This window comes from Pseudomonas sp. R3-41, assembly GCF_054161485.1.
The window spans coordinates 82,320-95,747 of sequence record NZ_CP096421.1; the positions used below are offsets into that span (position 1 = coordinate 82,320).

The following is a 13,428-nucleotide window of genomic DNA, read 5'->3' on the forward strand; positions in this document are numbered from 1 at the left end:
TCTCTAGAATCCCCGGTCTCTTAAAACGGGGGCCATTCCGGCCCGTTGTGGACGAACCAGGTAACACGACAATGAAACGTACTTTCCAACCAAGCACTATCAAACGCGCTCGTACCCACGGTTTCCGTGCTCGCATGGCTACCAAGAACGGTCGTGCCGTCCTGTCGCGTCGTCGCGCCAAAGGTCGTGCGCGTCTGGCAGTTTGATAATCCGGCACTGGAGGTGAGTCAGGACTTCAGTCGGGAAAAGCGTCTGCTTACCCCCCGGCATTTCAAGGCAGTCTTTGACTCCCCTACCGGCAAGGTTCCGGGGAAAAATCTCCTGCTCCTTGCGCGCAGTAACGATCTCGATCACCCCCGACTAGGGCTGGTCATCGGGAAAAAGAGCGTCAAGCTCTCCGTTCAGCGCAATCGCCTCAAACGTCTGATGCGCGAATCGTTTCGCCTGAACCAGGATTCACTGGTCGGATGGGACATCGTTATCGTCGCGCGCAAAGGTTTGGGTGACGTAGAAAACCCCGAATTGATTCAGCATTTCGGCAAGCTCTGGAAGCGTCTGGCACGCAACAAGCCAGTACCAGCAGTCAACACCGAAACTGTAGGGGTAGACAGTCCCGATGCGTAAACTGGCACTCGTTCCGATCCAGTTTTATCGCTATGCCATTAGTCCTTTGATGGCCAGTCACTGTCGTTTCTACCCCAGTTGTTCCTGCTACGCGTACGAAGCCATAGAAAATCATGGCCTCCTGCGCGGTGGCTGGCTGACCTTTCGTCGTTTAGGTCGCTGTCATCCGTGGAATCCCGGCGGTTATGACCCGGTTCCGCCTATCCCTACCTCCCGTTCTTCTTCGATGGCCGAGTAATCATGGATATCAAACGCACGATCCTGATCGTCGCCCTGGCAATCGTGTCCTACGTCATGGTCCTTAAATGGAACCAGGACTATGGCCAGGCTGCCCTGCCGACTCAGAATGTTGCAGCCAGCAATACCGCACCGAGCCTGCCGGATGCTCCAGTTGGCAACAACGCTGCCAGCAATGACGACATCCCGCGCGCGGCAAGCGATACCAGCGCTCCTGCCGAAGCCCCAGTGGCCGTAAGCAAAGATCTCATCCAGATCAAGACGGACGTGCTCGAGCTGGCAATCGATCCACAAGGTGGTGACGTCGCCCAGCTGAAGCTGCCGCTGTACCCACGTCGCCAGGATCATCCGGAAATCCCGTTCCAGTTGTTCGACAACGGTAACGAGCGCACCTATCTGGCCCAAAGTGGCCTGATCGGTACCAACGGTCCGGATTCGAACCCGGCCGGTCGCCCGATCTACTCTGCCGAGAAGAAGACTTATCAACTGGCTGATGGCCAGGACCAACTGGTCGTGGACCTGAAGTTCAGCAAGGATGGCGTCAACTACACCAAGCGTTTCACTGTGAAACGTGGCATGTACGACGTAACCGTCTCTTACCTGATCGACAACCAGAGCGCCCAGCCTTGGTCCGGTGCGATGTTCGCGCAACTCAAGCGTGACGCCAGCGACGATCCTTCTTCCAGCACCGCCACCGGCACCGCGACTTACCTGGGCGCAGCCCTGTGGACAAGTTCGGAACCGTACAAAAAAGTGTCCATGAAGGACATGGACAAGGCTCAGCTGAAGGAAACCGTCCAAGGTGGCTGGGTTGCCTGGCTGCAGCACTATTTTGTAACAGCCTGGATCCCGCAGAAAGGCGACAGCAACGTCGTCCAGACGCGTAAAGACAGCAAAGGCAACTTCATCATCGGTTACACCGGCCCGACATTGACTGCCGCGCCCGGTGCAAAAGCCGAAACCAGTGCCGTCCTGTACGCCGGTCCAAAAAGCCAGGCCGTGCTGAAAGAGTTGTCCCCAGGCCTGGAACTGACCGTTGACTATGGCTTCCTGTGGTTCATTGCCCAGCCTATCTTCTGGCTGCTGCAACATATCCACAGCCTTGTCGGCAACTGGGGTTGGTCGATCATTTTCCTGACCATGCTGATCAAGGGGATCTTCTTCCCGTTGTCGGCCGCCAGCTACAAGTCGATGGCGCGCATGCGTGCAGTGGCACCGAAACTGGCCGCCCTGAAAGAACAACATGGCGATGACCGGCAGAAAATGTCCCAGGCCATGATGGAGCTGTACAAGAAAGAGAAGATCAACCCGCTGGGTGGTTGCTTGCCGATTCTTGTGCAGATGCCTGTGTTCCTGGCGCTTTACTGGGTTCTGCTGGAAAGTGTGGAGATGCGCCAGGCGCCGTTCATGCTGTGGATTACCGACCTGTCGATCAAGGATCCGTTCTTCATCCTGCCGATCATCATGGGCGCGACCATGTTCATCCAGCAGCAACTGAACCCAACGCCTCCGGATCCGATGCAAGCGAAGGTCATGAAAATGATGCCAATCATCTTCACCTTCTTCTTCCTGTGGTTCCCGGCGGGTCTTGTGCTGTACTGGGTTGTGAACAACGTGTTGTCCATCACTCAGCAGTGGTACATCACACGTAAGATCGAAGCGGCGACGAAAAAAGCCGAGGCGTAACTTGCTCTGTGGATAACCACACAAAACGCCCCCTAGTGGGGCGTTTTGCTATCTGCCACTTTTGTCTGGATACCGGTTTATGAGCGCACCGCGTGAAACCATCGCCGCCGTCGCCACCGCCCAAGGTCGCGGTGGTGTCGGCATCGTCCGTATTTCCGGGCCGTTGGCCAGTGTCGCGGCCAAGGCCATCAGCGGCCGTGAGCTCAAGCCGCGGTTCGCCCATTACGGCCCGTTTTTCAGTGATGACCAACAGGTGCTCGACGAAGGACTGGCCTTGTATTTCCCGGGGCCGAATTCGTTCACGGGCGAAGACGTGTTGGAACTGCAAGGGCATGGCGGCCCTATCGTGCTGGACATGCTGCTCAAGCGTTGCCTTGAACTGGGCTGCCGCCTGGCCCGGCCGGGGGAATTCAGTGAACGCGCCTTTCTCAACGACAAGCTCGACCTGGCCCAGGCGGAGGCGATTGCCGATTTGATCGAAGCCAGTTCCGCACAGGCCGCTCGCAACGCCTTGCGTTCGTTACAGGGAGCGTTTTCCCAGCGTGTGCATAACCTCACCGAACAATTGATCGGCCTGCGGATCTACGTCGAAGCCGCCATCGACTTTCCAGAGGAAGAAATCGACTTCCTCGCCGATGGCCACGTGCTGAGCATGCTCGATAACGTGCGCGATGAGTTATCCACAGTACTGCGCGAAGCCGGGCAGGGCGCCTTGTTACGCGATGGCATGACCGTGGTAATCGCTGGACGACCGAATGCCGGTAAATCCAGCCTGTTGAATGCCCTGGCCGGTCGCGAGGCGGCTATTGTCACTGAGATCGCCGGCACCACCCGGGACATCCTCCGTGAACATATCCACATCGACGGCATGCCGCTGCACGTGGTGGATACCGCCGGTTTGCGCGACACCGAGGACCAGGTGGAAAAAATCGGCGTTGAACGGGCACTCAAGGCCATTGGCGAAGCCGATCGGGTATTGCTGGTGGTGGATGCCACCGCACCGGAAGCGGACGATCCCTTTGCCTTGTGGCCGGAGTTCCTGGAGGTGCGCCCGGATCCGGCGAAAGTCACCCTGATTCGCAACAAGGCCGATTTGACCGGGGAAGCGATTGCCCTCGACATCAGTGATGACGGGCACGTGACCATCAGCCTGAGCGCGAAGTCTGCAGGTGAAGGCCTGGAGCTGCTGCGCGAGCATCTCAAGGCCTGCATGGGCTATGAACAGACCTCGGAAAGCAGCTTCAGCGCTCGCCGGCGGCACCTTGAAGCGTTGCGCCATGCCAGCGCGGCCCTCGAACACGGTCGCGCGCAGCTGACCTTGGCAGGGGCAGGGGAGTTGTTGGCTGAAGATTTGCGCCAGGCGCAACAGTCCCTGGGGGAAATTACCGGCGCCTTCAGCTCCGATGACTTGCTGGGACGAATCTTTTCCAGCTTCTGCATCGGTAAATAACCCCACCGGACTGACGACGAACCCGTGGCGAGGGAGCTTGCTCCCGTTCGGCTGCGAAGCAGTCGTAAACCGGCAGGTGTGGTGTGTCAGGTACTCCGCATTCGGCGGGTTTTGGGGCCGCTTCGCGACCCAGCGGGAGCAAGCTCCCTCGCCACAGGCCTATCGAGCGCAACACAAACCCGCTACCACCTCTCTTTTTTGAACTGATTGCCGTTAATGGCGGCTTGCCTGTGGGCGCTTCGGCGACCCCTTGTCGGCTGTTTTCTGTGGATTAAGGCCTGTGAATAACTGCTATTGAGGTCGGTTGATAAACCGCCTTCAAAACTGAAGATAACCGCCTCTGTGGATAACCACCTCATTCATCCACAGGCTTACACCGGTTATCCAAGCCCCTCAGTGGCACATGACCACAGGGTTTTGAATCTCTGTACACATTGAAAATGAAGGCCTGTAGGACTTTACCCACAGATAGTGGGCTCAGTAAGAATAAACATAAAAACAAAGATTTTATAAATTTCTTTCTTTTTTATTTTTTTAACCGCGAGTTCTCCACAGCTGGTTAAATTTTGTGCAAAGGGTTCTTTAGAAAGGGCGAAGTCCCTATACTTGCCGACCTGGTTCGAAAAACGCCCAGGGCCAGACTCAAAACCTATTTCCGAATTACCTGAATAAAGCAGGCACGAGGTGCGTGGTGGATTTCCCTTCCCGTTTTGAAGTGATCGTCATCGGCGGCGGTCATGCCGGTACCGAGGCAGCACTTGCATCAGCACGCATGGGGGCAAAAACCCTGTTGCTGACGCATAACGTGGAAACCCTCGGCGCCATGAGCTGCAACCCTGCCATTGGCGGGATCGGCAAAAGCCACCTGGTCAAGGAGATCGATGCCCTTGGGGGCGCGATGGCCATGGCCACCGATAAGGGTGGTATCCAATTTCGCGTATTGAACAGCCGCAAAGGCCCGGCCGTGCGCGCTACTCGCGCCCAGGCCGACCGAGTCCTCTACAAGGCCGCTGTCCGCGAAATCCTGGAAAACCAGCCGAACCTGTGGATATTTCAACAAGCGGCCGATGACCTGATCGTCGAGCAGGACCGGGTACGTGGTGTCGTCACACAAATGGGCCTGCGTTTCTTCGCCGATTGTGTGGTGTTGACCACCGGGACCTTCCTCGGCGGACTTATCCACATTGGTTTGCAGAATTTTTCCGGCGGTCGCGCCGGGGATCCGCCGTCGATTGCTCTGGCTCACCGTCTGCGTGAGTTGCCATTGCGTGTCGGGCGCCTGAAAACCGGTACGCCACCTCGCATCGATGGCAAGTCCGTGGATTTCTCGGTGATGACCGAGCAGCCTGGCGATACTCCAATCCCGGTGATGTCGTTCATGGGCAACAAGGAACAGCATCCACGGCAAGTCAGTTGCTGGATCACCCATACCAACGCCCGCACCCACGAAATCATCGCGGCGAACCTCGATCGTTCGCCGATGTACTCCGCCGCCGGTGAAATCGAAGGTGTCGGCCCGCGCTATTGCCCGTCGATCGAAGACAAGATCCATCGCTTTGCCGACAAGGAAAGCCATCAGGTGTTCATCGAACCGGAAGGCTTGACCACCCATGAGCTGTATCCGAACGGAATATCCACAAGCCTGCCGTTCGACGTGCAGTTGCAGATCGTGCAATCGATCCGTGGCATGGAAAGCGCGCACATCGTGCGTCCGGGTTATGCGATCGAGTACGACTACTTCGATCCGCGCGATTTGAAATACAGCCTGGAAACCAAGGTTATCGGCGGTTTGTTCTTTGCCGGGCAGATCAACGGCACCACCGGTTACGAAGAAGCGGGTGCCCAGGGTTTGCTCGCCGGCGCCAACGCCGCACTGCTCGCCAAGGGCAAAGAAGCCTGGTGCCCGCGCCGCGATGAGGCGTACATCGGTGTGCTGGTAGACGACCTGATCACCTTGGGTACCCAGGAACCGTATCGGATGTTCACCTCCCGCGCGGAATATCGCCTGATCCTGCGGGAAGACAACGCCGACCTGCGCCTGACCGAGAAAGGTCGTGAACTGGGATTGGTGGATGAAGCGCGCTGGGCCGCGTTCTGCCAGAAACGCGAAAGTATCGAGCTGGAAGAGCAGCGCCTGAAAAGCACCTGGGTGCGTCCCGGTACCGAGCAGGGCGATGCCATCGCGGCGAAATTCGGCACGCCGCTGACTCACGAATACAATCTGCTGAACCTCCTGAGCCGCCCTGAAATCGACTATGCCGGGCTGGTGGAAGTGACCGGCCAGGGCGCCGAAGATCCACAGGTGGCCGAACAGGTCGAGATCAAGACCAAGTACGCCGGTTACATCGACCGCCAGCAGGACGAAATCGCCCGTCTGCGCGCCAGTGAAGACACCAAGCTGCCTGTGGATATCGATTACACCGGCATTTCCGGGTTGTCGAAGGAAATCCAGAGCAAGCTCGGTGCGACCCGTCCAGAGACCCTGGGCCAGGCTTCGCGCATTCCCGGCGTCACGCCGGCGGCGATTTCCCTGTTGATGATTCATTTGAAAAAACGCGGCGCCGGCCGCCAGTTGGAGCAAAGCGCTTGAGTTCGATGGTCACCTCGCAACACGCTGAAGAGTTATCCACAGGTGCCCGTCAGCTCGGCGTCAGCCTGAGCGAAGCCCAGCACACGCAATTGCTGGGTTATCTGGCGCTGTTGATCAAGTGGAACAAGGCCTACAACCTGACCGCCGTACGCGATCCGGATGAAATGGTCTCGCGGCATCTGCTCGACAGTCTCAGTGTCATGGCCTTCATCGAAAACGGTCGCTGGCTGGATGTCGGCAGTGGCGGCGGCATGCCGGGAATCCCGCTGGCAATCCTGTTTCCCGACTCGCAAGTGACCTGTCTGGACAGTAACGGCAAGAAAACCCGCTTCCTGACCCAGGTCAAACTCGAACTCAAACTGGATAACCTGCAAGTTATCCACAGCCGCGTCGAAGCGTTCCAGCCTGCCGAGCCGTTCAATGGGATCATCTCCCGGGCGTTCAGCAGCATGGAGAACTTCAGCAACTGGACTCGCCACCTGGGCGATACCAATACGCGCTGGCTGGCAATGAAGGGCGTTCATCCGGCCGATGAGCTGGTAGCATTGCCGGCAGACTTCCACCTCGATAGCGAACACGCCTTGGCCGTACCCGGTTGCCAAGGCCAACGCCATCTGCTGATACTGCGCCGCACGGCATGATTGGGAACACAAGCAAGAATGGCTAAGGTATTCGCGATAGCGAACCAGAAAGGTGGTGTGGGCAAGACCACCACCTGCATCAACCTCGCAGCATCCCTGGTCGCGACCAAGCGCCGGGTGCTGTTGATCGATCTCGATCCACAGGGCAACGCCACCATGGGCAGCGGTGTGGATAAGCATGGCCTGGAAAACTCCATCTACGACGTCCTGATCGGCGAATGCGATCTGGGCCAGGCCATGCACTTCTCTGAACATGGCGGTTATCAACTGCTGCCGGCCAACCGCGACCTGACGGCGGCGGAAGTGGTACTTCTGGAAATGCAGATGAAGGAAAGCCGCCTGCGCAGCGCCTTGGCGCCGATCCGGGAAAACTATGACTACATCCTGATCGATTGCCCGCCGTCGCTGTCGATGCTGACCCTCAACGCCCTGGTGGCCGCCGATGGGGTCATTATCCCCATGCAGTGCGAGTACTTCGCGCTGGAAGGGTTGAGCGACCTTGTGGATAACATCAAGCGCATCGCCGAACTGCTGAACCCGGAACTGAAGGTCGAAGGCCTGTTGCGAACCATGTACGACCCGCGCCTGAGCCTGATGAACGACGTTTCGGCCCAGCTCAAGGAACATTTCGGCGAGCAGCTCTACGACACCGTCATCCCGCGAAACATCCGTCTGGCCGAAGCCCCGAGCTACGGCATGCCGGCCCTGGCCTACGACAAACAATCCCGTGGTGCGTTGGCTTACCTGGCCCTGGCGGGCGAGATGGTTCGCCGTCAGCGCCGCAACCCACGCACCGCTGCAGCCCAGCCAACTTAAGGAAACCCCATGGCCGTCAAGAAACGAGGTCTCGGACGTGGACTGGATGCACTGCTCAGCGGTCCGACTGTCAGCTCGCTGGAAGAACAGGCCGTGCAGGCCGACCAGCGCGAGTTGCAGCACCTGCCCCTGGACCTGATCCAGCGCGGCAAATACCAGCCGCGCCGGGACATGGACCCGCAGGCGCTGGAAGAACTGGCCCAGTCGATCAAGAGCCAGGGCGTGATGCAGCCGATCGTGGTCCGGCCGATCGCCAATGGCCGCTTCGAGATCATCGCCGGAGAACGTCGCTGGCGCGCCAGCCAGCAGGCCGGCCAGGAAACCATCCCGGCAATGGTCCGTGACGTCCCGGATGAAACGGCCATCGCCATGGCGTTGATCGAGAACATCCAGCGCGAAGACCTCAACCCGATCGAGGAAGCCGTTGCCCTGCAGCGCTTGCAGCAGGAATTCCAGCTGACCCAGCAACAAGTTGCCGAGGCGGTGGGCAAATCCCGCGTGACCGTGGCCAACCTGTTGCGCCTGATTGCGTTGCCTGAAGTCATCAAGACCATGCTGTCCCATGGCGACCTGGAAATGGGTCATGCCCGGGCATTGCTCGGTTTGCCGGAAAATCAACAGGTTGAAGGGGCGCGACATGTTGTCGCACGCGGCCTTACCGTGCGCCAGACCGAGGCACTGGTTCGTCAATGGTTGAGCGGTAAACCCGCCCCTGTCGAAGCACCAAAACCTGATCCGGATATTGCCCGTCTTGAACAGCGCCTAGCCGAGCGCCTGGGCTCTGCGGTGCAGATTCGCCACGGAAAGAAGGGCAAAGGGCAATTGGTGATTGGCTATAACTCTCTCGATGAGCTGCAAGGTGTTCTTGCGCACATTCGCTGAAACAATTGCTCTTGTAGCGCGCAGTCGGAAATCACTACCTGAAGGTTGAATAGGGGCAGAACCGCCCCTATACTCTGCGCGCATTTTGTCGGCACAAATTATGCCAAGTTATTGAATTATGGCGGCCGACTATTGGAGAGCAAAAGCGATGGAAACCCGCACGCCAAACCGCTTGCCGTTCCATCGTCTGGCAGTTTTCCCGGTTCTGATGGCTCAATTTACCGTCGTACTGATCGCCACATTGGCGCTCTGGCAATGGAAAGGAGTCGTCGCCGGATACTCAGGGCTTTGCGGAGGCCTGATAGCCTTGCTTCCCAATATTTACTTTGCTCACAGGGCCTTTCGGTTTTCCGGCGCCCGAGCAGCCCAGGCTATCGTCCGGTCTTTTTATGCCGGCGAGGCGGGGAAACTGATTTTGACGGCAGTGCTGTTTGCATTGACGTTCGCAGGTGTGAAGCCATTGGCGCCGCTGGCTGTATTCGGCGTCTTCGTGCTGACCCAACTGGTCAGCTGGTTCGCTCCCCTGCTAATGAGAACAAGACTTTCGAGACCTTAGGGCGTTTGAGGCAACCATGGCAGAGACAACCGCTTCGGGCTATATCCAGCACCACTTGCAGAACCTGACCTTCGGTCAGCTACCCAACGGCGGCTGGGGCTTCGCCCATACCGCAGCAGAAGCCAAGGAAATGGGCTTCTGGGCTTTCCACGTCGATACCCTCGGCTGGTCGGTCGCACTGGGCCTGATCTTCGTTCTTCTTTTCCGCATGGCGGCCAAGAAGGCGACTTCCGGTCAGCCAGGTGCACTGCAGAACTTCGTTGAAGTACTGGTCGAATTCGTCGATGGCAGCGTGAAAGACAGCTTCCATGGGCGCAGCCCGGTGATCGCACCGCTGGCACTGACCATCTTCGTCTGGGTGTTCCTGATGAACGCCATCGACCTGGTACCGGTCGACTGGATTCCTCAGTTGGCCATCCTGATCTCCGGCGATGCACACATCCCATTCCGCGCCGTGTCGACCACCGACCCGAACGCGACCCTGGGCATGGCGTTCTCGGTTTTCGCACTGATTATTTTCTATAGCATCAAGGTCAAGGGCATCGGCGGCTTCATCGGCGAACTGACCCTGCACCCGTTCGGCAGCAAGAACATCCTCGTTCAGGCCCTGCTGATCCCGGTGAACTTCCTGTTGGAATTCGTGACCCTGATCGCCAAACCGATTTCTCTGGCACTGCGTCTGTTCGGCAACATGTATGCCGGCGAACTGGTGTTCATCCTGATCGCTGTGATGTTCGGCAGCGGCCTGCTGTGGCTCAGCGGCCTGGGTGTAGTCCTGCAATGGGCGTGGGCTGTGTTCCACATCCTGATCATCACCCTGCAGGCGTTCATCTTCATGATGCTGACCATCGTCTACCTGTCGATGGCGCACGAAGAAAACCATTAAGGCCAGTCTCGACTAGTCTGATGTCCTTCCCGGTCAAACGGGAAGGAGCCCGAACCGGGCTGAGAAACGATTTGTTTTACCGCTTTAATCTAAAAAACCTAAACCATACGACGTAAAAGTCGGGAGGAAAGATGGAAACTGTAGTTGGTCTAACCGCTATCGCTGTTGCACTGTTGATCGGCCTGGGCGCACTGGGTACCGCAATTGGTTTCGGCCTGTTGGGCGGCAAGTTCCTGGAAGGCGCCGCGCGTCAGCCAGAAATGGTTCCAATGCTGCAAGTCAAAATGTTCATCGTGGCCGGTCTGCTCGACGCCGTGACCATGATCGGTGTTGGTATCGCGCTGTTCTTCACCTTTGCGAACCCGTTCGTTGGTCAAATCGCTGGCTAATTACTCGGATGTCTCGAGTAGATTGGTGTGATGGACAACGTAACTGCGAGGTGTTGGCGTGAACATTAATGCGACCCTGATTGGCCAGTCCGTTGCGTTCCTGATTTTTGTACTGTTCTGCATGAAGTTCGTATGGCCTCCGGTCATTGCGGCATTGCACGAACGTCAAAAGAAGATCGCTGATGGTCTGGACGCTGCCAGCCGTGCAGCTCGCGACCTGGAGTTGGCCCATGAGAAAGTGGGTCAGCAACTGCGCGAAGCGAAAGCTCAGGCAGCTGAAATCATCGAGCAAGCCAAGAAACGCGGTACCCAGATTGTCGACGAAGCCCGTGAACAGGCTCGCGTCGAAGCTGACCGTGTGAAGGCTCAGGCTCAAGCCGAGATCGAACAGGAACTCAACAGTGTCAAAGACGCGCTGCGTGCCCAAGTGGGTGCCCTGGCCGTTGGCGGTGCTTCGAAGATCCTGGGTGCCACAATCGATCAAAACGCGCACGCAGAGCTGGTTAACCAACTGGCTGCTGAAATCTAAGCGAGGGCGATCATGGCAGAACTGACCACGTTGGCCCGACCTTACGCTAAGGCGGCCTTCGAGCACGCTCAGGCCCACCAGCAACTGGCCAATTGGTCAGCCATGCTCGGCCTGGCTGCAGCGGTGTCGCAAGACGACACCATGCAGCGCGTGCTCAAGGCCCCGCGACTGACGAGCGCAGAAAAGGCCGCCACGTTCATTGACGTGTGCGGCGACAAGTTCGATGCCAAGGCACAGAATTTCATTCACGTCGTTGCCGAAAACGACCGTCTCCTGCTTCTGCCGGAGATCGCCACTCTTTTCGACCTGTACAAGGCCGAGCAAGAGAAGTCGGTAGACGTGGAAGTGACCAGTGCTTTCGCATTGAACCAAGAACAGCAAGACAAACTCGCCAAGGTTCTCAGTGCACGACTCAACCGGGAAGTGCGCCTGCAAGTCGAGGAAGACAAGTCCCTGATAGGGGGCGTTGTAATCCGCGCCGGCGACCTGGTTATCGATGGCTCGATTCGCGGCAAAATCGCGAAACTTGCCGAAGCATTGAAATCTTGAGTTTGAAGGGGCAGCAGAGCAATGCAGCAACTCAATCCTTCCGAAATAAGTGAAATTATCAAGGGCCGCATCGACAAGCTCGATGTGACCTCCCAAGCCCGTAACGAAGGCACTGTCGTCAGCGTATCTGACGGTATCGTGCGGATTCACGGTCTGGCCGACGTCATGTACGGCGAGATGATCGAGTTTCCGGGCGGCGTCTACGGTATGGCCCTCAACCTGGAGCAAGACTCCGTAGGTGCCGTTGTACTGGGTTCCTACCAGTCGCTGGCCGAAGGCATGAGCGCCAAGTGCACCGGCCGCATCCTCGAAGTTCCGGTTGGTAAGGAACTGCTGGGTCGCGTCGTCGACGCACTGGGCAACCCTGTTGACGGCAAAGGTCCGCTGAACAACACCGAGACCGACGCGGTCGAGAAAGTTGCTCCTGGCGTGATCTGGCGTAAGTCGGTAGACCAGCCTGTACAGACTGGCTACAAGGCTGTCGATGCCATGATCCCTGTCGGCCGTGGCCAGCGTGAGCTGATCATCGGTGACCGTCAGATCGGTAAGACCGCTCTGGCGATCGACGCGATCATCAACCAGAAGAACAGCGGCATTTTCTGCGTCTACGTAGCCATTGGTCAGAAGCAATCGACCATCGCCAACGTGGTTCGCAAGCTGGAAGAAAACGGCGCCCTGGCCAACACCATCATCGTGGCGGCCAGCGCATCGGAATCTCCTGCGCTGCAGTTCCTGGCACCGTACTCCGGTTGCACCATGGGCGAATACTTCCGCGACCGCGGTGAAGACGCGCTGATCGTTTATGACGATCTGTCCAAGCAGGCAGTGGCTTACCGCCAGATCTCCCTGCTGCTGCGCCGTCCACCAGGCCGTGAAGCCTACCCAGGCGACGTGTTCTATCTCCACTCCCGTCTCCTGGAGCGCGCATCCCGCGTTTCGGAAGAGTACGTAGAGAAGTTCACCAACGGCGCAGTGACCGGCAAGACCGGCTCCCTGACCGCTCTGCCGATCATCGAAACCCAGGCTGGCGACGTTTCCGCGTTCGTTCCGACCAACGTGATTTCCATCACCGACGGTCAGATCTTCCTGGAATCGGCCATGTTCAACTCCGGGATCCGTCCTGCTGTGAACGCCGGTGTTTCGGTATCCCGTGTGGGTGGTGCCGCTCAGACCAAGATCATCAAGAAGCTGTCCGGTGGTATCCGTACCGCCCTGGCCCAGTATCGTGAACTGGCGGCATTCGCCCAGTTCGCTTCTGACCTGGACGAAGCGACCCGTAAGCAACTTGAGCATGGTCAGCGCGTTACCGAGCTGATGAAGCAGAAGCAATACGCACCAATGTCGATCGCTGACATGGCGCTGTCGCTGTATGCCGCTGAGCGTGGGTTCCTGACTGACGTTGAAATCGCCAAGGTCGGCAGCTTTGAACAAGCGCTGATTGCTTACTTCAACCGCGATCACGCCGACTTGTTGGCCAAGATCAACGTGAAGGGTGACTTCAATGACGAAATCGACGCTGGCATGAAAGCCGGTATCGAGAAGTTCAAGGCCACCCAAACCTGGTAAGCCGCAGCGGGAGTCGCAAGGCTCCCG

15 protein-coding genes are annotated in these 13,428 nt (G+C 58.0%); all 15 read left to right on the forward strand.

The genetic code is table 11. The features are described from left to right. The first annotated feature begins 71 nt into the window (after positions 1-71). The 15 genes from rpmH to atpA all read left to right on the forward strand — a co-directional run bounded on the left by rpmH (position 72) and on the right by atpA (position 13,401). Positions 72-206 carry a 50S ribosomal protein L34 gene (gene rpmH, locus M1D99_RS00380; protein WP_003213577.1) on the forward strand — a complete coding sequence of 45 codons (135 nt, stop codon included), beginning with the start codon at positions 72-74 and terminating at the stop codon, positions 204-206. Positions 207-222: 16 nt separating this feature from the next. Then, positions 223-624 (forward strand): ribonuclease P protein component, encoded by a 402-nt coding sequence (rnpA, locus tag M1D99_RS00385; protein WP_003207107.1) that lies wholly within the window; start codon positions 223-225, stop codon positions 622-624. Continuing rightward, the gene (gene yidD, locus M1D99_RS00390) at positions 617-862 is read left to right on the forward strand and encodes a membrane protein insertion efficiency factor YidD (RefSeq protein WP_010465488.1); all 246 of its coding nucleotides are present in this window, start codon (positions 617-619) and stop codon (positions 860-862) included. Before rnpA ends, yidD begins: the two co-directional genes overlap by 8 nt. 2 nt (positions 863-864) lie before the next feature. Continuing rightward, a complete protein-coding gene (yidC, locus tag M1D99_RS00395) occupies positions 865-2,547 on the forward strand; it encodes a membrane protein insertase YidC (protein ID WP_411386043.1) in 1,683 nt (560 codons plus the stop codon). Positions 2,548-2,626: 79 nt separating this feature from the next. Further along, entirely contained in the window at positions 2,627-3,997 is a 1,371-nt protein-coding gene (gene mnmE, locus M1D99_RS00400; RefSeq protein ID WP_458131236.1) for a tRNA uridine-5-carboxymethylaminomethyl(34) synthesis GTPase MnmE, read from the forward strand. A 691-nt stretch (positions 3,998-4,688) separates the two neighbouring features. Beyond that, complete coding sequence (gene mnmG, locus M1D99_RS00405) at positions 4,689-6,587, forward strand: tRNA uridine-5-carboxymethylaminomethyl(34) synthesis enzyme MnmG (protein ID WP_434573382.1); 1,899 nt, start codon at positions 4,689-4,691, stop codon at positions 6,585-6,587. A 5-nt stretch (positions 6,588-6,592) separates the two neighbouring features. After that, complete coding sequence (gene rsmG / locus M1D99_RS00410; protein ID WP_458132175.1) at positions 6,593-7,228, forward strand: 16S rRNA (guanine(527)-N(7))-methyltransferase RsmG; 636 nt, start codon at positions 6,593-6,595, stop codon at positions 7,226-7,228. An 18-nt stretch (positions 7,229-7,246) separates the two neighbouring features. After that, entirely contained in the window at positions 7,247-8,044 is a 798-nt protein-coding gene (locus M1D99_RS00415) for a ParA family protein (protein ID WP_003187199.1), read from the forward strand. Positions 8,045-8,053: 9 nt separating this feature from the next. After that, entirely contained in the window at positions 8,054-8,926 is an 873-nt protein-coding gene (locus M1D99_RS00420) for a ParB/RepB/Spo0J family partition protein (protein ID WP_053126822.1), read from the forward strand. Between the two features lie 148 nt (positions 8,927-9,074). After that, a complete protein-coding gene (locus M1D99_RS00425) occupies positions 9,075-9,482 on the forward strand; it encodes a F0F1 ATP synthase subunit I (protein ID WP_053126821.1) in 408 nt (135 codons plus the stop codon). Positions 9,483-9,498: 16 nt separating this feature from the next. Further along, on the forward strand, positions 9,499-10,368 hold the full coding sequence (gene atpB / locus M1D99_RS00430; protein ID WP_039593180.1) for a F0F1 ATP synthase subunit A: 870 nt from the start codon (positions 9,499-9,501) through the stop codon (positions 10,366-10,368). 131 nt (positions 10,369-10,499) lie between these two features. Beyond that, the gene (gene atpE, locus M1D99_RS00435; RefSeq protein ID WP_003097235.1) at positions 10,500-10,757 is read left to right on the forward strand and encodes a F0F1 ATP synthase subunit C; all 258 of its coding nucleotides are present in this window, start codon (positions 10,500-10,502) and stop codon (positions 10,755-10,757) included. A 58-nt stretch (positions 10,758-10,815) separates the two neighbouring features. Next, positions 10,816-11,286 (forward strand): F0F1 ATP synthase subunit B, encoded by a 471-nt coding sequence (locus M1D99_RS00440; protein ID WP_003187193.1) that lies wholly within the window; start codon positions 10,816-10,818, stop codon positions 11,284-11,286. A gap of 12 nt (positions 11,287-11,298) precedes the next feature. Next, the gene (locus M1D99_RS00445) at positions 11,299-11,835 is read left to right on the forward strand and encodes a F0F1 ATP synthase subunit delta (RefSeq protein ID WP_003207094.1); all 537 of its coding nucleotides are present in this window, start codon (positions 11,299-11,301) and stop codon (positions 11,833-11,835) included. Between the two features lie 21 nt (positions 11,836-11,856). Then, the gene (gene atpA / locus M1D99_RS00450; protein WP_003207093.1) at positions 11,857-13,401 is read left to right on the forward strand and encodes a F0F1 ATP synthase subunit alpha; all 1,545 of its coding nucleotides are present in this window, start codon (positions 11,857-11,859) and stop codon (positions 13,399-13,401) included. Positions 13,402-13,428 lie beyond the last annotated feature (27 nt).

Coding starts and splice junctions, on each gene's coding strand:
- rpmH (WP_003213577.1), top strand. CDS start 72: ATGAAACGTACTTTCCAACCAAGCACTATCAAACGCGCTCGTACCCAC.
- yidD (WP_010465488.1), top strand. CDS start 617: ATGCGTAAACTGGCACTCGTTCCGATCCAGTTTTATCGCTATGCCATT.
- yidC (WP_411386043.1), top strand. CDS start 865: ATGGATATCAAACGCACGATCCTGATCGTCGCCCTGGCAATCGTGTCC.
- mnmE (WP_458131236.1), top strand. CDS start 2,627: ATGAGCGCACCGCGTGAAACCATCGCCGCCGTCGCCACCGCCCAAGGT.
- rsmG (WP_458132175.1), top strand. CDS start 6,593: ATGGTCACCTCGCAACACGCTGAAGAGTTATCCACAGGTGCCCGTCAG.
- M1D99_RS00415 (WP_003187199.1), top strand. CDS start 7,247: ATGGCTAAGGTATTCGCGATAGCGAACCAGAAAGGTGGTGTGGGCAAG.
- M1D99_RS00420 (WP_053126822.1), top strand. CDS start 8,054: ATGGCCGTCAAGAAACGAGGTCTCGGACGTGGACTGGATGCACTGCTC.
- M1D99_RS00425 (WP_053126821.1), top strand. CDS start 9,075: ATGGAAACCCGCACGCCAAACCGCTTGCCGTTCCATCGTCTGGCAGTT.
- atpB (WP_039593180.1), top strand. CDS start 9,499: ATGGCAGAGACAACCGCTTCGGGCTATATCCAGCACCACTTGCAGAAC.
- atpE (WP_003097235.1), top strand. CDS start 10,500: ATGGAAACTGTAGTTGGTCTAACCGCTATCGCTGTTGCACTGTTGATC.
- M1D99_RS00445 (WP_003207094.1), top strand. CDS start 11,299: ATGGCAGAACTGACCACGTTGGCCCGACCTTACGCTAAGGCGGCCTTC.
- atpA (WP_003207093.1), top strand. CDS start 11,857: ATGCAGCAACTCAATCCTTCCGAAATAAGTGAAATTATCAAGGGCCGC.